Below are 18,055 nucleotides of genomic sequence, written 5' to 3'. Positions count from 1 at the left end.
TTCAGCACTCCTCAAACTCGAACACCTGGCCGCGAAGCTGGTCAGGGTCGACTCGAATCAATGACCCGCCACCAACAGCTTCCGACTCCTCCACCCAGGTAAAACGCGTCCCGCGAGCTTTGAGGTCCTCAGCCTTGGCTTTCAGGTCGGTGACACCAATTCGGATGTAGTACAAGCCCGGCCCCCAGTTGTTGAGGTAGTGCCCGGCAAGACTGTCCCAACGGGTCGGCTCGATGATGTCGAGCGACGCGCTGTTGGCGACGGTAAACGGCATGGTTGCCCGACAATAGCCCTCGCGGTGCAGGGCTTCGATCTCGCCGCTCGGCTCCCAGTCGAGATTCACCGAACACTTGCGAAGGGTTTCGTTCAGGTTTCGAACAAGGAATCCTCGGGCAGTAACACGCACCATGTCACCTGGCTTTGCATCGCGCGGCTGCGCAGGCGGTACAGAGAACGTCTCCGCCGGCATCTGCAGCGGCTCCATCGGCATCACTTCAATACAGAGACCGCCATCAACCGTCGGTTGATAACGCGGGCGCTCTGGCGTTGCACCCAGCCACAGTCGGTCGAATGGCATCTCCGGCGTGCGCTGGGCCATACGGAATTCCAGGCCTCGACGCATCAGCCTTTCGACGAAAGTGTCGAACTTTGGCCCGTGCAGTGCGAGCACAACCGAGTGGGTGATCATCGGACGATGGCGCCCCTGAAAGTCCTTCAGGCTCTCGAGGAACTCGTGGAACATTGGATCACCGGGGTTCTCGAAGTCGAGGTGCCACTGTGGCTCAACCCTTGTCGGCGAGACGGCGAGCGACTTGTGCACCCTCAGAAAGTGAGCAATATACGGATGGTTGTCGAAAGCCTGGCGCCAACGCTCATGCTTATGAACACCCAGCTTGTCGGCAAGAAGGTCGGCCATCCCATCAGGATCTGGCACCATCATGTCGGCACTCATCAACAGATCGAACATATTTGTCTCCATTCGTGATCAATCTGGCCGCACGAGTCCCTACTGCCTTTTGCAGCTCATGCAAACCACCAAAATTGGAGCGACAGGAGCACACGCCCTGCACTCATCCGGAATCTTCCTCGCGATACCGCGCGGAAAGGGTGTTCAGATAATCGTCATGCAGGATGCGACGCTTTCCCGCGCTGCGGGTTGAGCATGAAATGGGACAGGGCTGGAATAAGGATCAATGCACCCAGCATGTTCCACAGGAACATGAAGGTCAGCAGAATGCCCATGTCCGCCTGAAATTTGATTGGCGACCACGCCCAGGTGATAACGCCTGCCGCCATCGTAAGGCCAACGAGCGCAACGACCTTACCGGTGAAATCCAGCGAGCGCCGGTAAGCCATGCGCAAGCTGCCACCATGACGTTGAACCGCGATCTGGACACTAAGCAGGTAAAGCGCATAGTCAACGCCCACCCCGACCCCGACTGCAATAACCGGCAGTGTCGCCACCTTGAGACCGATCCCAAGCCATACCATCAAGGCCTTGCAAATGATCGTCGTCATCACCAGCGGTATGAGCGCAACAATGGTGGCTCTTATGCTCTTGAAGGTAATCAGGCACAGCAACGCCGTAGCGCCATAGACGGCGAGGTACATCGTGACAATGCTCTTTTGCACCTCGATATTGGTCGCGGCCTCAATCCCCGCACTACCCGCCGCAAGCAAGAACTGAACGGGCTCATTGGCATCCGCTGCAGTGTTGTTAGCATTTGCAAATGCTTCGGCAGTCGCCAGTACACGACCGACCGTATCGGCCTTGTGGTCGGACAAATAGGCGATCAAGGGCGAAACCGAGCACGGCTGATTGGTGATATCGGGCGTGCCAATGATCGCAGCTGAAACAGCCGAGTCGACAATCGATTGATTGCGGCTCAACGTCAACCACTTGGGATTACCTTCGAACATCGCCGAAGTGATGAATCTTACCGTCTCTGCCAATGAGGTTGTCGTCTGCACCGCCGGATCGGCCCGCAAAGCCTGGGACAGAGCATCCATTTTCTGCAGTGAGGAATACAGTCGGCACCCCTCGTCACTCGTCTTCATGATGACGACAAACTGGTCGCTCGAAAGCCCGTAGTTATCTGTTATGTAGGCGTTGTCACGATTGTATCGGGAGTCCGGGCGCAGCTCCGGAGCCCCTGCATCCAGATCACCGATACGAAGATCCTGCATCACCACTCCGCTGACCACGGTAATCAGCACCGCAATCGCAATCGCAACAAGTGCCCAGCGACGCTCTGTCAGCTCGTCAAGAAGCACCCAGACCCTGCTCGTTAACGATTGTTTCCCGGAATCATTGCTGCCATCGTTCATGGCGTGCTTCGCGGCCGATTCACTGACCCCCATATAGGACAGTGCGACGGGGATCAACACAAGCTTGGTGAAGATCAGGACTGAAACGCCAACGCTGGTGGTCAGTGCGAGATCGCGAATAACCGGAATGTCAATGATGATCAGGACAGCGAATCCGACGATGTTCGCAAGCAATGCGGTCAGCCCTGCCATGAACAGGCGGCGGAAGGTGTAGCGTGCGGCTACATACTTGTGCGTACCGCGCCCGATGTCCTGCATGATGCCGTTCATCTTTTGCGCACCGTGGGAAAGACCAATCGCAAAAATCAGGAAGGGCACGAGAATCGAGTACGGATCCAACTCGTAGCCAAGCAGTTGCATCAAGCCGAGCAGCCAGACCACACCAATAACGGCGACCGTCACCAGCAACAGCGTACTGCGCACACACCGGGTATAGATGTACACAAACAACGCTGCCACAGCCACAGAAACCGCAAAGAACATCATCACTTCGCGCAAACCATCGATCAGGTCACCGACGATCTTTGCGAAACCAACGATATGGATGCCGATCCGGTCGCTTTCATAAGCGCGAATCTTCTGCTCCAGTTCATTGGAGAACTGCCCATAGTTCAAGGCATCACCGGTATCGGGGTTGATGTCCAGCAAAGGGGCCACGATCATGCTGGACTTCAGATCGGTCGCCACCAGGCGACCGACAATGCCGGCTTTTGCGATATTTGCTCTGAGCGTCGAGATCGACTCCGCGTCGCCGTTGTAATTTGACGGCATGACCGCTCCGCCGTTGATGCCATCCTCCGTGACCTCACGCCAGCGCACGATCGGCATCCAGATCGACTTCATCCACGAACGATCAACCCCAGGGATAAGGTAGAGGTCGTCATTGATCTTGCGCAGAACATCGAGGTATTCGCGGTCGAAAATATCGCCCGTTCTGTTCTCGACCACGACCCGCACAGTATTGCCAAGACCGGGCAACTCACTCTTGTTGTCAAGGTAGTTCTGGATGTACGGGCTGCCGATCGGAATCATCCGCTCGAAATTCGCGTTGACCTCAATGCGCGAAGCAGCAACGCCGAGAAGGACGGTAGCAATCAGGCACGCGAGGAACACGAGAACCCGATTGTTGAAGATGAACCGTTCGAGTCCATTTCCGGACTGCAGGTCAAAATCCTTCAGTTCGCGGACAATGGGCATTGCCGGGTTTTCGCTATGGCCTGCCATGGAGATCTCTTGAATAGATGATTTTTTGAGGAGAATCCGGCCTAAGGACGACCCATTGGGATGTCCACTAAACGAACACCCTGGTGAGTGCCGAGCGCAAGCCGTCTCGGTGCAACCAATGCAGCGGACAGCACTTCACCGGCGCGGGGCATGTCGAGCTCCGTGACAGAAGATCCGTCACGATCACTCAAGCGAACCTGTCCATCCTGCGACACCCACACCAATCGCCCATCCGCTGCTGGCAAGGCGGCGACAATGGAAGCATCGACATTAAGCTTCACCGGTTTCCATTCCAGGCCCCCATCCGTGCTTACCAAGGCAGTACCACGAAGTCCGTACACGATCAGGGTCTCATTCGAGGCGAGGCTGCCGAAAAAACTTCCGCCATAAGGCGTCTCGATGGTGACGAACTGTCCTGACGCACGATCCAGCCGCCGCATTACACCTTGCTCACCCGAAAGATAGACCTCATTTCCGACCGTATTCAGCATGTAGAGGTGCATTCTTCTGGGATTCTCGGCCCGCTCAAGCCAGGGCTCCCAGCTTGCGCCGCCATCGGTCGTATGCAGCAACAAACCAAATGCACCAACCAGAAAACCCTCACCATCCGCATTCAACGCGATATCGAAGAAAGGGTACGACAGCACACCCGGTGTCGCCGACTGCGCAGCTGCACGCTCGATCTCGACCTGCACTCGCTCAGCGCCCTCATCACCTGCGGCGGCCTGTTTGGCGTAGTAAGCATCAATCAGACTCAACGCGACGCGACCATCAAGTATTCGGGTCCAGTTTTCACCTTTGTCGGTCGAGCGCAGCACAATGCCGTCATGCCCCATGACCCATGCGGTGTTGTCATCGGTGAAACGCACGCTTGCAAGATCGGCGCTGTTCGGCACCTGGATCTGTTTCCAGGTTTCTCCACTGTCAGTCGACCGCAGCACGACGCCACGAGGACCCACCGCGATCGCAACACCGCCAGAGGACGCGATTCCCGTCACAGGACTGCGCAACGCGAGCGGCGAGAGGGTCGCAGGTATGTCGAGCACATCGGCAACAACCGGCGTCAGGCTCATCGCAACTGCGGCGGCGCTCAATAACGCACAGGCCACGCCCATCCGCGCAAAACGCGGGAGAATGCGATTTCGATAATTTTTCAAGGGATGCGTTCCAGTCACGATAGATTGATGCTTCCAGCCTTCCCGGAACGATCATCATTGATGGCCGCTCCGGAAAACTTGAAGACGGGCATCGGTGCGCTGATGCCCTTCGCAATCGTCAAAGCGATCAGCGCGCCGTTTCGCGTCCGACAATCGCTTCGGGACTGAGCTCCCGGTTCTTCAACGGTTCGCTCATGACGCCATAACCGCCCTCGATCGCATCGTTCACCAGGGCATACATCCCCTTGTTGAAGTCGAACACGACGTTCTTGACGATATAGGGAGCCTTGACGTCATACATCTGAATCATTGCATTGAAGATCGAGCGATATAGCTGACCGTTCTGGTCGTAAGCGTCATAGAGCATGGCGCCATAGCTATCCTCGTCGATGTAATACGTCCGCTTGGTATAGACGTGACGGAAGCCCGGCTTGAGCGTCGCCTCTACCTCCCAGACTCGGTGCAGCTCCCAGCGCCAGCAAGCCGGATTCGGGTGCTTCTCCATGAACTGCTCCTGAACACCGCAGCCAAAGTAGAGCTTGTAGGCGTTGTAGGGAACATACATCTCCTTCTTGCCGACAAGCTTGAAGTCGAAGCGATCCATCTGACCTGAGAACACAAACAACTCGTCGAACAGTGTCACGCCCCCCATGCTCGAAACGGGAGTGTCATAGGAGAACTCGGGCGCAAGTTTGATACGGCGCTGGCCCGGCGTGTAGCTCCAGGCACGGCGTGGCTTCTCGGTCGGATCAAGAAAATCCATCAGACCGGTCAGTTCGCCCGCTTTGCGGATCGGAGCCTGAGTCACGGAGTAGGTCCGCCAGAACATCTGCGGATCGCGCCCATCAAGATCGTCCTGATAGTACGGATGCTCCTCAAGGGTTTTCTGCTGAGCTGTCATCACAGCCTTGCCGTTGGAATCGACCACCCAGGAGCGCGACGACTTTGTGGTTGTTTCCGCCTTGTAACGCAGCAGCAGGTTCCACATCACTTCGTTACCGGTCTTCGGAATCGCGAAAGGCAGACCTCCCCGGCACGCAGGATCGACCGCGAGACCGTCCTTGAGTGTGTTGCAGGTCGTCGCATTGCGCACGGTCGCGGCCAGCACCTTGTCGGGCACGGCTGCGCTTCGATGTGTAGGGTACACATCCATGTAGAACGACGGATTCTTCTTGAGAATTTCGCGCTGACCCGCGCTCAGCTTTTCCGCGTGCTGGTCGACATTCTTGCCGTCAATACGCAGCACGGGCTTTTCGTCGCGGTAGGGATCAGCCCAGTAGCCGCTATCCGGCTTGAAATCTGCCGGCGCCGTGGTCAAGCCTCCCGTATATTCAGGGATCGTGCCTTCCTTGTTTCCCGCCTTGATGGCGCCGTACTTGGTCAGGGTCGTACCGAGCTGCTTTGCTTCATCAGCACTGACAGCAGCAAGGACCGGACTCGCCATGGCAGCGATCGCCACCCAAATTAGATGCTTCTTCTTGATCATTATTTGTCTCCTCTATACGGTCAATCAGAATGCCGTCTTGAAAGTGAATGCCAGCCAGCCGCGATCGATTGCACCGACCGAAGAATTGCTATGGGCCTGACCACCGGTAATCACCTCGCCAGATGCGCCCATCCTCGTCCTAACCGGCAGTGTGCGATCAGAGTAAAGCAAGGAGAACTCGTACTTCGATGCGTAGTTCATGGTCGCACCGATCGACCAGCGAAGCTCGCCCTCCGTGCCACCGCCTGAGGTCGGCGAATTGCCGGACAACCCGTAGCTCAAACTCACAGGCACCGTCAGATCCCATGAAGGCAGAATGTTCAGGTACTGCGGAGAAAACTTGAGCGCGATCTGGGTCGCATCACGAGTGGAACAGCCATCACGTTCGTTTCCCGACCCAGCCACACCGGTGCGACTGTCGACGCAGGTGCTGGAACCGACGGAACGATAGAGTTGCTCGTTCTTCGTAACCTTGTCCAGTCGGTTATAGGCAATCTCGGCAATCAGTGAGCCAGTATCCCAGAATGCCGTTTTCGGCAGCATGTAGATTCCGTTCAGCACTGCATGCCAGGTGTCGCCGCGTGCGCCAGTATCAAGGGTATGCGATGAAGGCGTGTTGAGTGCCCCATTTACGCGATAGGAGAGCTCTGCACCCACGCTCACACCGCCGATCACTCGTGCGAAACTCACGCCATACATCTCGACGTCTTCGGGGTAAAGGAAGCGGGCCTTGGTCGGCAGAAAGCTCGGCCCGAAAGGAACAAAGCTGGAAAGCTGCACTCCGAGCTCCGGCGAGTAGTCGTCGAACTTGCGGTAATAGGCGCCGAAGGTCGACTCCAGCGGCTCATAGTTCCAGCGCGCGCCAACACCCCAGTTACCAGACTGCTTGGGCTTCTTGGCGTCGATAATCGTGGCCTTGAAGTCCCCCGGAATCGGGAAGGCAAGGAAGTCGGAACTCGGCGCAGTATCCGCGCCCATCAGGTAGGTTCCGGCATGCGGAACGCGCGTCGGCTCCCATTCGTAGAAGTACTGACCCATCAGCGTCACGCTGTCAGTCACCACGGCATTCACCGATACCTGACCAATCGGAAGGAATACCTCCTTCGTCTCAATACCCGGGTTCGAAACGGCCTTTACACCATCAACCGGCGATTGCGAGTAGGAAATCGCATGTGCCCCCAACAGCAAGCCCTCACCCCAGACGTTGGTCTGACGGCCAACCTTGATATTTACCGGGATATCACCGAGGTAGAAGTTGGACCAGACAAAGGCATCGAGCAATTCGCCCGACGGACCATTGACGTAGCGCTTGACCGTGCTGTTATAACGACTATCCCGGTAAGCCGTTGCCGTTCCGGTAGGCGCAGTCACCTTGTCGTCGTCGTAGGCCTGGTCATACCAGGCAGCGCCACTGACCCGCGCACCAAACTCCCCGCGGTAATTTAGGTCGATTTCCGTGAACAGATCGATACGGTTGGTCACCATATCGCCGCGCCCGAACTTCGCATCACCCTCGTCGTAGATCGCGTTGCGCATCAGACGCGAATCCCGATCTTCCATACGAACGCCGGCGGTATAACGAATCGTGTTGTCGAAGCGCATCTTGAGGTCATCGTTTCCGGTGTCTATCTCAAATGCAAGCGCCTGCCCGCCAAAAGCAAGCGCAATCGCAGCAGCAACGCCATGCAGCACGTAACGTCGGCCCGTCGTTTCGTTCCTGTTGATCATGAATCTGTCTCCTCTCGTTATTACGATCCGGGTCGCCCGTCTATCGGATCGTTTTTGCCTGCCTCAAGCACCCTTGCCAGCTACGCATCAGGTTCGGAATGCGCGTCCGAACAATACTTTTGTACGGTTTCTGAATTGTAATCCCATTTCTGTTTAAATTCTACCACCGGATTTTGTTTCTAATGACAGAATTTCGACTGAGTCAGATGCACCTGAGGATCGGAACACAAACTCGAAGCCCCCCGCCCGTCTCCATTTCTCACGCTAACCGGACCCCAAACATCGCTGCCGGCGAGCTTCACGTGTGCAATGGATCACAGATCCGATGCGTGTTCGGCACGTCTTTTGACCGCTTCGGTGAACTCGCGCTTTAGCGTTGGGTAATAAGCAATCTGACCCTGCAGACCACCGGCAATGTCTATCGATGCCGCACTGATGAAACTTGCATAATCACTGGAAAGAAAAAGCGCCATCCCCGCTACATCCTCTGGCTTTCCGAACCGGCCCAGAGGAACGACCTTGAGGACCATCTCATCGAACTCTTCCCGCGATACGCCCGGCCCGGCTTCCTGGAAATGACGGTCCCACTGGCCGGTGTCAATCCATCCCATGTTGAGCGAATTGACCAGGATGTTGTCCTTGGCAAGGGACATGCCTAGAGACTTCGAAAGCGCCACGCATGAGGCGCGGTTGATGACAGAAGGGATGCCGTCAGGTGTGGGAATCACACCTGCCAATGCATTTATTTCCACGATGCGCCCCCAGCGCTGCTTGCGCATGTGGGGCACTACTGCCTGAACGAAGCGGAAGTGCCCCATCTGCAGGATGTTCGCGTGCTCGAGGATCATTTCGGGAGTGAGCGTATCGAGATTGCCGCCTCGGCCCTGGCCGGCATTGTTGATCAGGACGTCGACCCCGCCCCATTCCGCCGCCACTTCATCAACAAAGGCCTTCACTCCCAGCGTATCGGTAACATCCACTGCACGGGCGATCACCGACTTTGTTTTCAGGGCCAATTCGTGTCCCACTTCCTCAACGGCAACAGCGGTTCTCGCACAGATCGCAACCCGAGCCCCTTCTGCTGCAAAAGCACGTGCGATTGCACGTCCAATGCCACGCGATGCTCCGGTGACGATCACTCTCTTGTCGCTCAGATCAATATGCATGACCCGTTTCCTCCGTTACTGGCCCCTGCGGAAGTACGAACTGACTGTCGTTGCATACAATCAATCCGATGCGTGGCACTTTTCCCGCAGCGGGCTGATGGGAAAAACGCCTAAAGGCGCTCAATAAGCGTCGCCGTGCCCATACCACCCGCGCAGCAGATCGCCTGCAAACCGTATCGCCCGCCACGACGTTCGAGTTCATGCAACATCGAGGTCATGATTCGGGCACCGCTCGCACCAAGGGGATGCCCCAGGGCAATGGCCCCACCGTTTACATTCAACTTGTGGTGAGGCACCCCAAGCTCCTTCATCCAGATCATGGGCACAGGTGCGAAAGCTTCATTCACTTCGAAGAGCTCAACCTCATCGACTGAGACCTCAGCCATGCTCAGAACCTTGCGGGTTGCGCCGATGGGCCCCGTCAGCATCAGCGTCGGATCGGAGCCTACAGTGGTGAATGCCCTGATTCGCGCGCGCGGTTTCACCTTCAGGCGTTTCACCGCATCGCCGGACATCAGCAAAAGAACAGCGGCGCCATCGGAGATCTGAGAAGAGTTTCCCGCAGTCAACTTGCCGTCTTCCCGGAAGCTGCTCTTGAGCGTTGCAAGCTTCTCGGAACGGGTTGCAGGCCGGATCGTTTCATCCGCGTCGAAAACATCAGGTGTGGGCTCGGCATACATACGCTCCTTGAGCGCACTGACCGGCACCGGAACAATTTCATGACGGAAATACCCCGCTTCGGCTGCTGCGGCTGCTCGACGATGGCTCTCGACCGAGAAAGCGTCGAGCGCCTCCCGGCTGAGCGACCACTTGTCGGCAATACGTTCGGCAGCCTCGCCCTGACTCGTCAGCTCATACCTCTCGGCTGCCATCCAGCCAAAAGCTTCGCCATAGATCTCGCGGTTGCCACCCATGCGTACCCGACTCATGTTTTCGGCACCGCCTGCGACAACCACCTGCGCGGAGCCCGACGCAATCAGGCCGGCTGCGACATGGACCGCCACTTCACCAGAGCCACATTTGCGATCGATCGTGAGCCCGGGGATCGTTGCCGGCCAACCAGCCCCGAGCAAGGAAGTCCGCGCGATGTTTGCCGACTGCTCACCTACCTGTGTGACGCACCCGAAAATGACGTCATCCACTTCAGCGGCAGTAATTCCGGCGCGCTCGACAAGCGCATTCAGGACGTGCGCGCCCAAGTGGTCTGCCCTTACAGCCGCCAGGCTCCCGTTGTACTTTCCAACTGGCGTGCGGACCGCATCAACGATGAAAATATCGCTCATAGGTTACTCGCCCTCAAACCTGAACCAAGGACTCGCTGTCCTTTGTCGTCGTACTTGTAGACGCCATGACCCGTCTTGCGTCCATAGCGCCCTGCCGCCACCATCTTGATGATCAGTGGGCACGGACGGAATTTTTCGCCCAAAGTCGAATGCAAGTAGCGCAGCACCGCAAGTCGTGTGTCCCAACCGGTCAGATCGCCAAGCTCAAGTGGCCCCATTGGATGGTTGAACCCCATTCGCAGCGCAGTATCGATATCTTCGGCGCTGGCGGTACCCTCCTGCAGCATCCACATCGCCTCATTACCCAGCATCGCTGACATGCGGCTAGTGGTCAGGCCCGGAGATTCGTTGACCAGGATGGAGGTTTTCCCAATCGCATCGCACCACGCACGGCTGGCGGCTACTGTTGCCTCGTCAGTGGCGATGCCGAGAACCAGCTCGACCAACTTCATCTTGTGCACTGGATTGAAGAAGTGCATGCCGATGACCCGCTCCGGCGTGACGACCGAAGCGGCAATCTCGGTCACGCTTAACGCAGACGTATTGGTAGCGATCACAGCGGCCTCGTGCAGTACGGGCACCGCCTCGGCGAAAACCGCTTTCTTGATAGCCAGGTTCTCCGACACGGTCTCAACCAGCAGCTTTGCCCCCTCTGCGCCCTGCTTCAGTATCGTGCATGTCGTCAATCGCGCCTTTGCAGCAGCAGCGTCGGCATCGGTGATTTTGCCCAGTTTTACTCCGCTATCGAGAATGCCATGGATCGATTTCTGTGCCTTGGCGAGCGCCTCTTCACTGGTATCGACCAAGCGCGTCTCAAAGCCGCTGCTGGCAAAAGCATGAGCAATTCCGGTACCCATCAGGCCCGCCCCGACTACTACAACCTTGTCATTCAAGTCGACCATTTCGGCTTTCTCCTCAAGCGTCGGCACGTGGCCCGACGATGTTGGTTATCGTGCCAATCCCCTCCACACCCGCCTCGACGACGTCTCCGGGATTGAGGAAGCGACCCGTGCCCTGCCCGACGCCAGCCGGTGATCCGGTAAACAGAATGTCCCCAGGAGCAAAGCTCGAGCGCATCTGCACAAAGGTCACCAGTTGCGCAACATCCCAGGTCATTTCAGAGGTGTGACCGTCCTGCCGCGTCTCGCCATTGACCTTCAGCGTCAGCCGCAGCTTCGGACTTCCTTGCGGAAACTCGTCACGGGTCACAATCCAGGGTCCGACACCTGTCGTTTTGTCCTGACTCTTGGCCGCAAAGAGGTCCATACCGATGCCCGGTGGCCCGCTGCGTTGTAAGTCCCGCGCTGAAACGTCGTTTCCAACCGCGTATCCGAGCACCGCAGCCAAGGGATCTGTGCCGCTGGGCGTGTCACCAACCACAACGACCAACTCGACCTCGTGATCAAGCTCTCGCGTCAACGGTGGATAGCGAATCGGGTCGTTTGCGCCTATCAGCGCACCATAAGCCTTGAGAAAGGCCACAGGCTGAGGAGGCGACTTGAGGCCGAAGTCATCCGCGAGATGCTTGGCGTAATTCGCACCAGCCACTACGACACGATTCACCGGCTCCACGGGAGGCAACAGACGAACAGCATCTAACGGGCAGTTCTGGCCGGTGAGCGGGAGCGCCGCTCGGCCGGCATCAGCCTGCCCCGCCGCAATCGCCCGCGTCAGCGCCGGCCCCCATTCATTGAAGCTCCCGGCGATGGGCAACAGCTTCTGGCCCTCGCCGACGAGCGCCCAGAATGGCGCACCGCCATTCACTCCGGGAGCACACGCACGGGCGAGCTTCATGCCGTCACCAAAGACTTGGCGACCGCGCCAACGCTTGCCGGATCAAGGTGCAAGAGTTCGCAGGCATTCTTCCAGCGAATACGTTGCAGATCATCGTCAGACAGACGCAAGCCCTCGGTCAGATCATGCCGAACAGCATCGCTGCCGCCGAAGTTCGAGCCGTAGAGAATGCGATCCGCACCGATCACGTCAATCAAGGCCTGACGCATCGGCAGTTCGTGGAGTTCGACGTCGAAATAGAAATTGCGCAGGTAGTCGAGGACCGGTTTCTTGTTGTGATGGGTATCAAGGTTGGGGTTCGTTTGCGCGAGACGTCCAAGCTGATAGGGTACAAAACCACCACCATGCGTGATGTAGACCTTCAGGTTCGGGAAGCGGTCAAACACGCCACCATTGACTAGATACCAGAACGCCTTGGTCTCGTCGTAGTTCATGCCGACAATCGCGGTCGTTTCGTAGCGGTCGGTATTGGCCTTCTTGCCCCAGGTCACTGACTGGTTATAGCCATGAATGAACATGGGCAGGTCGAGATCGCACAGCGCCTCCCAAACCGGATCCATCTCGGGCGAATCGAACTCAAGCCCGCCAAAGTTTGAGCCGCCCGCTCCGAGCCCCTTGGCACCAAGCTGCGTACACGCGCGACGAATCTCGGCTGCTGCCACCTTTGGGTCTTGAAGCGGTGCCTGCGCCCAGAACATCAGGCGGTCCGGCGCGCCCGAGCAGTATTCCGCGAGAACGTCATTCGCCTTGCGCGAGAATCGAGTCGCGTACTCGAGTTCCGTCCAGTACATGTAGCAGTGCGAAGGTACGGACAGCACCTGCGCATTCTGACCCGCGGCATCCATGCCTGCGAGGCGCACCTTCGGATCGCGCCAGCGTGCCATGTATTCCTGAACGTTCAGCGCGTTGCCCTCGGCCTTGGCCTTGCGCAAAGCAGCTTTGCGTTCAGGCGCCCCAAGCGTGAGCACCCAGTCGCCGACACGCAGCTTGATGTCGCCATCCGGCTGCGATTCAAATGCGGGGCCCCAGTAGGGATCTTGGTCGTAGTAATCGGGATGGGGTGCATGTGCGTGAAGATCGATCAGCATTGGAGTCTCCTTGTGCCGTGTTGTGGGCCCGGCGAGCGCCGCATTCGCGGACAAGGGACAGCCGTTGTCTCAGCGGGTGGCCGCTAGACGCTGTTAGTTGTCTCCTGCCTGCGACACTCGTGCGGTGTCTGTGAATCGATGAAAGTCATCATGCCAAACATAAACAGTTTTTGCAATTCTGTTTAATGTTTTTATTCACTAGTCAGGAAAATCACTCCAGTCACAACTGCAGAGATTACTTCGGGGCGAAGCCGGCGCTCTCGATCGATGGCATCACCAGAGAACGTACAAGACGCTCGATCCGATCTGTTCCCTCACTGACTCGGTTGTGAGGCACAAGTTGTTCGCTCAGGACGTAGCGGATCAGCATCTCGCAGACCAGTTCGCGATCGATGCGAACTCCGAGTTGCACGTCCCAAGAATCGAAGACCACGCGAAGAACATCCTGAAGACGGACGAGAGAATCATTGAAAATGCGCTGAAAGAAACGCAGGGTATATTCGGGCGCAGCCAGTAGCAGTTGACGTGCCTGCCCGTGAGCCACGTAGTTCTCAAGGTAGGCAATCAGAGCTCGAAAGCGCTCATCGGGGTCATTCAGATGCTCTGTTGCGGCCAGCATGGACTGATGAAAACCCTCACGCTTGTGACGCGAAAAGGCATCCAGGAGGTCGTCCTGTGACGAGAAGTAGCGGTAAAACGTACCGCGAGATACACCAGCACGTTCACACACCTCAATAATTGAAATGCGCTCCGCGCCTCCACTCAGCACAACCGCTTCGGTCGCTGCCAGTATTCGGCTGACAGTTGCATCCGAGCGCCGATTACGGGTGATTCGCTCTCCATCCCGTCGAACGGGCTCATTCATGGTCTTACCTCCCGGAACTTCAGGTCGCACGTCACGCTGCCGGTGATGGTTTGAATCAGGTCTCGCGGACAGGCACGTCTGCGGGTCTCGAGTTGTACCCGGGCAAGTGCAAGCCACCGTCGACGTGGATTGCTTCACCAGTGACATAGCGGGAGAGATTCGACGAAAGAAAAACCACGACCGGGCCGATATCGTCTTCGGGGTCACCGCAGCGACCTAGCGGACGCATTGCAGCAGCGCGCTCGGCGAAGCCTGGATTCTCGGCAGCCAGCTTGTGGAATGTCGCCCCCATTGCGGTTGGTGCGATGGCATTCACGGTGATGTTAAAGCGCCCCCATTCAGCTGCGGCACTCCTGGTAAGGCCGAGAATTCCCGCCTTTGCAGTGTTGTAATCGGCATGGAGCCAGGCACCGATCTCTGTATCGATCGAATAGAAATTCACGATCTTGCCGCCACCGCGATTGCGCATGTGCGGCATGGCCGCCTGCATTGCCCACCATGACGCCTTGATCGTTGAGGTCAAGGTCTGCTCAAGCATCTCGTCAGTCTTGTCCTCAAAGCGGACATTGGGCGTCGGCACAAATGCATTATTGATCAGGATATCAAGGCCACCGAAATGCCGCACCGCGGCGTCCACTGCAGCCAGAACCGATGCCTTCTCCATCACGTCCGTCCGAACGAACAATGACCGCCCGCCAAGTGACTCAAGCTCCAGCGCCACCTCGGCACCGCTTTTCTCGTCAATCTCGGCAATCACCACGGCTGCGCCTTCCCGCGCGAAACGGCGGGCAACGCCGCGTCCAATGCCGCCGCCTGCGCCGGTGATCAGCGCAACCTTGTTCGTCAGCAAGCCCATTGTCGCCTCCAATTTTTGTTAAACACTATTGATGTTATTGTACACATTAAAACAACAAACACACCCCCAACAGGAACCGAGAACATGCTTTGCTTCAGACGACGCATACAGATCAATGCTCGCCGCTCGCCCAAAGGTGGAGAGGTGCGCGCGGTGCTCGAAGATGACTTCCATCACTTCCGGGTCGCCCTGATCCACCACAACGGCATCGTCGAGAAAATCAGCGCGGAAGCACCACGTCATCCGTTCAGCGCCTGTCCAGAAGCGTCTGCCGCGCTTGCCGGACTCGTCGGCATGGTGCTGAACCCGATAGCGAACTCAGTCAGCCGCCATACCGACGCCAGCCTGCAGTGCACGCACATGTTCGACTTGGCCGGGCTTGCGATCGCACTGGCCGCGCGCGGCCATGACTACAGGGGTTACGAGATTGAGGTTCCGCGTTACAAGAACGGCGAAACCCAGGCTAGGCTTGCGCGCGACGACGGCTTACAGCTCAAGTGGGACATTCACAATTCATGCATCCTCAGCCCCGCCCCCTACACTGGGGTGAGCATTCGCGAAGGGATGGCTCGCTGGGCACTCAGCACACTTCCAGCCGACGAATCGGAAGCAGCGCTGGTACTTCGCCGCTGTGCAATCATCTCGCTTGGGCGAAACAAGGACATTGATCAGGAAGTGCATGCACGACCGAGCGGCCGCTGTTACGCCCAACAGCCTGAACGCGCCCAACAGGCAATCCGCATCGTGGGCTCGACTTGGGACTTCAGTGAGCGGCGCTGGGCACTTTGCCAAGACGACAGCGAATGGCTTCAACGCTTTTCCGGATGAATGAGGCCACTCACATCACCTACACCGCATGTCGCACATATCCGACAAGCAATGCTTCCGGGCACTTCTGTCGGCTGACCGTGCCCTCTGATCAAGAGCTGACCAACCGACATTGCAATCAGTGGCCAACCCAGCCCTGGAGATGACGTGAGCGCCGCAGTCAGACCCCGCACTCACGCCGCCACGACGCTACATTGCGAGAATCCAGTCAATCAGCGCCTTAGCCTCATCTGCACTGACGCTCTGGCGTACGCTGGGGGGTGGCATCTTCTTGGTACCCCAGTGATATCCACCGGCACTGGGCGATCCTTTCAATACCGTGCTCACCAGCATGGCCTCGGCTCTTTCGTTACCCTTGTACTTGTTCGCGATGCTGGCGAAAGCAGGACCGATCGCATCCTTGTCGAGCGCATGACAACTCATGCACTCCTTCTCTTTTGCAAGTGTTTCAACGTCCCCGGCCCACGCCGGCATTGCCAGCACTCCGAAGAATGCAGCGGACACAATTACTTTCTTCATGACAATCTCCTCAATTGGTACATACACGCGGTCAGGACGGCGGCACTCCACGAACCGCCTCGCCCGCTTGATGACGGCTTGCCGCTGGAGTAAGCCGTCGAATCCGAATTTCAGCGGCGGTTCTCCGCCTCCCACGTTTTCAGGTCGAACCCCTGAGCCGCCGCAACGACGGGCGTGAGCGCCGGTGGCCGCGCGAGGATCTTGCGGGCATAAATGTGATCGCCTGGACGATTGCAGGACTCGACAGCGATCAACTCTTCGCCGCGAAAACAAAGCACGGACATCTGCTGCGCACCGGCATCACCGAGCACCACATAGTTGTCGGCACCGATCGACAAACCCGCTATCTGCAGTTTCAGTGCGCCCTGGTCAGTCCAGAACCATGGCAGCGCGACATACGGCGCGGCCTTCCCCATCAGACGGGCTACGATCGACTTGCCCTGGTCAACAGCGTTCTGTACCGACTCCAGGCGGGTATATCGCTCGCCGTTCTGCACGCACGGAAAGGCGGCCACATCACCCAGGGCCGAGATCGCCGGATCAGACGTCAGCAGTGCCGAATTCACCCGGATTCCGTTATCGACATCCAGACCTGCCTCAAGCGCGAGCTGTACGTTCGGAATAACGCCGATGCCATAAACCACCAAATCGGCCACCAGGCGGCGACCATCCGTGGTCGTGACAGAAGTGACCTGCCCCGCTTCACCTTCGAGTGCAACAACACCGCAGCGGAAATTGAAATGAACGCCCCACGATTCATGGGCGGAGCGGAAAAGATCTGACATCTGTGGAGACACCGCACGCGCCATTGGGCGGTCACCGAGTTCCAGCACCTCTACTGCCGCGCCGCCAGCAGCAGCGACAGCTGCAAACTCAAGGCCGATAAACCCAGCACCGATCACGACGACATGCTTCGCAGCTTTCACCAGCGGTGAGAGTGCGTCGGCGTCAGCCTTTGTTTTTACACCATACACACCCGCGAGTTCTGCACCAGGAATGTTCAGAGGGCGGTTGTGAGCCCCCGTTGCCAGCACCAGATGATCGTAGTCAAGCACGCCCCCCGAGGTAAGCAGAACGCGCCGGTTCGTGCGATCGATCGCATGTGCATGGTCATGAATGAGCTCGACTCGCTGCTCCGCATAGAAAGTCGCGGGGCGGAAAAGCATCGCACTCTCACCAATCTTGCCAAGCAGATAGGCTTTTGACAGCGGCGGTCGCTGATAAGGAAGGCCTTCCTCGTCATTGAGTAGCACGATGCGACCGGTGAATCCCTCCTGACGAAGGGATATGGCAACCTGCACACCGCCATGGCCAGCCCCCACAATCACGACTGATTTAATTGACATGTTCCTGCCTCCAGTTTTTTGTTCTTGTTCGACCGCCAACTCAGAACTGCGCTGCTGGAAGATGTAATGTCAGTCCATCCATTCCTTCGGTCAGTACCAGCTGACAACTCAGACGGCTGTTTGGACGACGTTCCGGAACGATGTCGAGCATCGCATCCTCGGTTTCCTGAACTGGCGGGAAGCGGTCCATCCACGCTTCGTCGAGGTAGGCATGGCAGGTTGCACAGGCGCAGGCACCGCCGCAATCAGCCGACATGCTGGATATTCCGGCAAAGGTCACTGCTTGCATGACCGACTGACCGACGTCTGCAGAAAGTTGATGTGCAATCCCGTTGTGTTCAATCACATTGATGGTAGGCATCGTGGTTCTCCGATTTGGTGACAGGA

Annotated in this window: 16 protein-coding genes; 1 reads left to right on the top strand and 15 read right to left on the bottom strand. The window is 57.6% G+C overall.

All coding sequences use genetic code 11. The features are described from left to right. Window position 1: 1 nt before the first annotated feature. The 12 genes from AC22G6_RS19505 to AC22G6_RS19450 all read right to left on the bottom strand — a co-directional run bounded on the left by AC22G6_RS19505 (window position 2) and on the right by AC22G6_RS19450 (window position 14,975). Entirely contained in the window at window positions 2–967 is a 966-nt protein-coding gene (locus tag AC22G6_RS19505; protein ID WP_108947965.1) for a VOC family protein, read from the bottom strand. A gap of 155 nt (window positions 968–1,122) precedes the next feature. After that, the gene (locus AC22G6_RS19500) at window positions 1,123–3,552 is read right to left on the bottom strand and encodes an efflux RND transporter permease subunit (protein WP_487368141.1); all 2,430 of its coding nucleotides are present in this window, start codon (window positions 3,550–3,552) and stop codon (window positions 1,123–1,125) included. Between the two features lie 41 nt (window positions 3,553–3,593). Then, window positions 3,594–4,709: a YCF48-related protein gene (locus AC22G6_RS19495; RefSeq protein ID WP_487368140.1), complete on the bottom strand. Its 1,116-nt coding sequence runs from the start codon at window positions 4,707–4,709 to the stop codon at window positions 3,594–3,596. A gap of 127 nt (window positions 4,710–4,836) precedes the next feature. Then, on the bottom strand, window positions 4,837–6,195 hold the full coding sequence (locus AC22G6_RS19490; RefSeq protein ID WP_487368139.1) for a DUF1329 domain-containing protein: 1,359 nt from the start codon (window positions 6,193–6,195) through the stop codon (window positions 4,837–4,839). A 24-nt stretch (window positions 6,196–6,219) separates the two neighbouring features. Beyond that, entirely contained in the window at window positions 6,220–7,923 is a 1,704-nt protein-coding gene (locus tag AC22G6_RS19485; protein ID WP_234418965.1) for a DUF1302 domain-containing protein, read from the bottom strand. A gap of 314 nt (window positions 7,924–8,237) precedes the next feature. Next, window positions 8,238–9,089, bottom strand: a complete 852-nt coding sequence (locus AC22G6_RS19480) for an SDR family oxidoreductase (protein WP_487368138.1) — start codon at window positions 9,087–9,089, stop codon at window positions 8,238–8,240. Between the two features lie 110 nt (window positions 9,090–9,199). Next, window positions 9,200–10,372, bottom strand: coding sequence for a thiolase family protein (locus tag AC22G6_RS19475; RefSeq protein WP_487368137.1), 1,173 nt, complete (start codon window positions 10,370–10,372; stop codon window positions 9,200–9,202). After that, a complete protein-coding gene (locus tag AC22G6_RS19470) occupies window positions 10,369–11,274 on the bottom strand; it encodes a 3-hydroxyacyl-CoA dehydrogenase (protein WP_108951151.1) in 906 nt (301 codons plus the stop codon). The genes AC22G6_RS19475 and AC22G6_RS19470 overlap by 4 nt, the downstream gene beginning before the upstream one ends. Window positions 11,275–11,287: 13 nt before the next feature. Further along, window positions 11,288–12,166 (bottom strand): fumarylacetoacetate hydrolase family protein, encoded by an 879-nt coding sequence (locus AC22G6_RS19465; RefSeq protein ID WP_108947959.1) that lies wholly within the window; start codon window positions 12,164–12,166, stop codon window positions 11,288–11,290. Next, window positions 12,163–13,254 (bottom strand): amidohydrolase family protein, encoded by a 1,092-nt coding sequence (locus AC22G6_RS19460; protein ID WP_108947958.1) that lies wholly within the window; start codon window positions 13,252–13,254, stop codon window positions 12,163–12,165. Before AC22G6_RS19460 ends, AC22G6_RS19465 begins: the two co-directional genes overlap by 4 nt. A 235-nt stretch (window positions 13,255–13,489) precedes the next feature. Next, window positions 13,490–14,119: a TetR/AcrR family transcriptional regulator gene (locus tag AC22G6_RS19455; protein WP_487368136.1), complete on the bottom strand. Its 630-nt coding sequence runs from the start codon at window positions 14,117–14,119 to the stop codon at window positions 13,490–13,492. Window positions 14,120–14,174: 55 nt separating this feature from the next. Continuing rightward, window positions 14,175–14,975 (bottom strand): SDR family NAD(P)-dependent oxidoreductase, encoded by an 801-nt coding sequence (locus AC22G6_RS19450; RefSeq protein WP_108947956.1) that lies wholly within the window; start codon window positions 14,973–14,975, stop codon window positions 14,175–14,177. A 153-nt stretch (window positions 14,976–15,128) separates the two neighbouring features. Between AC22G6_RS19450 and AC22G6_RS19445 the strand changes: the two genes are divergently transcribed. Then, on the top strand, window positions 15,129–15,803 hold the full coding sequence (locus AC22G6_RS19445) for a DUF2889 domain-containing protein (protein WP_487368135.1): 675 nt from the start codon (window positions 15,129–15,131) through the stop codon (window positions 15,801–15,803). 189 nt (window positions 15,804–15,992) lie between these two features. On the opposite strand, the gene AC22G6_RS19440 is transcribed toward AC22G6_RS19445, so the two are convergent. From AC22G6_RS19440 to AC22G6_RS19430, 3 genes are all read right to left on the bottom strand, one after another. Then, window positions 15,993–16,322 (bottom strand): c-type cytochrome, encoded by a 330-nt coding sequence (locus AC22G6_RS19440; RefSeq protein ID WP_108951150.1) that lies wholly within the window; start codon window positions 16,320–16,322, stop codon window positions 15,993–15,995. Window positions 16,323–16,432: 110 nt separating this feature from the next. Further along, window positions 16,433–17,668 (bottom strand): NAD(P)/FAD-dependent oxidoreductase, encoded by a 1,236-nt coding sequence (locus AC22G6_RS19435; protein ID WP_108951149.1) that lies wholly within the window; start codon window positions 17,666–17,668, stop codon window positions 16,433–16,435. Between the two features lie 40 nt (window positions 17,669–17,708). Continuing rightward, window positions 17,709–18,029 (bottom strand): 2Fe-2S iron-sulfur cluster-binding protein, encoded by a 321-nt coding sequence (locus tag AC22G6_RS19430; protein WP_108947954.1) that lies wholly within the window; start codon window positions 18,027–18,029, stop codon window positions 17,709–17,711. Window positions 18,030–18,055 lie beyond the last annotated feature (26 nt).

Source organism: Parazoarcus sp. PS-13 R2A, from assembly GCF_057621855.1.
The sequence above is the reverse complement of the archived record's forward strand: the minus strand, read 5'-3'. Positions and strand labels throughout refer to the sequence as shown.

What these genes read in the sequence shown, in the direction of transcription:
- AC22G6_RS19500 (WP_487368141.1), bottom strand. Translation starts at nt 3,552, where the DNA reads ATGGCAGGCCATAGCGAAAACCCGGCAATGCCCATTGTCCGCGAACTG.
- AC22G6_RS19440 (WP_108951150.1), bottom strand. Translation starts at nt 16,322, where the DNA reads ATGAAGAAAGTAATTGTGTCCGCTGCATTCTTCGGAGTGCTGGCAATG.
- AC22G6_RS19475 (WP_487368137.1), bottom strand. Translation starts at nt 10,372, where the DNA reads ATGAGCGATATTTTCATCGTTGATGCGGTCCGCACGCCAGTTGGAAAG.
- AC22G6_RS19430 (WP_108947954.1), bottom strand. Translation starts at nt 18,029, where the DNA reads ATGCCTACCATCAATGTGATTGAACACAACGGGATTGCACATCAACTT.
- AC22G6_RS19465 (WP_108947959.1), bottom strand. Translation starts at nt 12,166, where the DNA reads ATGAAGCTCGCCCGTGCGTGTGCTCCCGGAGTGAATGGCGGTGCGCCA.
- AC22G6_RS19435 (WP_108951149.1), bottom strand. Translation starts at nt 17,668, where the DNA reads ATGTCAATTAAATCAGTCGTGATTGTGGGGGCTGGCCATGGCGGTGTG.
- AC22G6_RS19490 (WP_487368139.1), bottom strand. Translation starts at nt 6,195, where the DNA reads ATGATCAAGAAGAAGCATCTAATTTGGGTGGCGATCGCTGCCATGGCG.
- AC22G6_RS19460 (WP_108947958.1), bottom strand. Translation starts at nt 13,254, where the DNA reads ATGCTGATCGATCTTCACGCACATGCACCCCATCCCGATTACTACGAC.
- AC22G6_RS19450 (WP_108947956.1), bottom strand. Translation starts at nt 14,975, where the DNA reads ATGGGCTTGCTGACGAACAAGGTTGCGCTGATCACCGGCGCAGGCGGC.
- AC22G6_RS19480 (WP_487368138.1), bottom strand. Translation starts at nt 9,089, where the DNA reads ATGCATATTGATCTGAGCGACAAGAGAGTGATCGTCACCGGAGCATCG.
- AC22G6_RS19455 (WP_487368136.1), bottom strand. Translation starts at nt 14,119, where the DNA reads ATGAATGAGCCCGTTCGACGGGATGGAGAGCGAATCACCCGTAATCGG.
- AC22G6_RS19470 (WP_108951151.1), bottom strand. Translation starts at nt 11,274, where the DNA reads ATGGTCGACTTGAATGACAAGGTTGTAGTAGTCGGGGCGGGCCTGATG.
- AC22G6_RS19505 (WP_108947965.1), bottom strand. Translation starts at nt 967, where the DNA reads ATGTTCGATCTGTTGATGAGTGCCGACATGATGGTGCCAGATCCTGAT.
- AC22G6_RS19485 (WP_234418965.1), bottom strand. Translation starts at nt 7,923, where the DNA reads ATGATCAACAGGAACGAAACGACGGGCCGACGTTACGTGCTGCATGGC.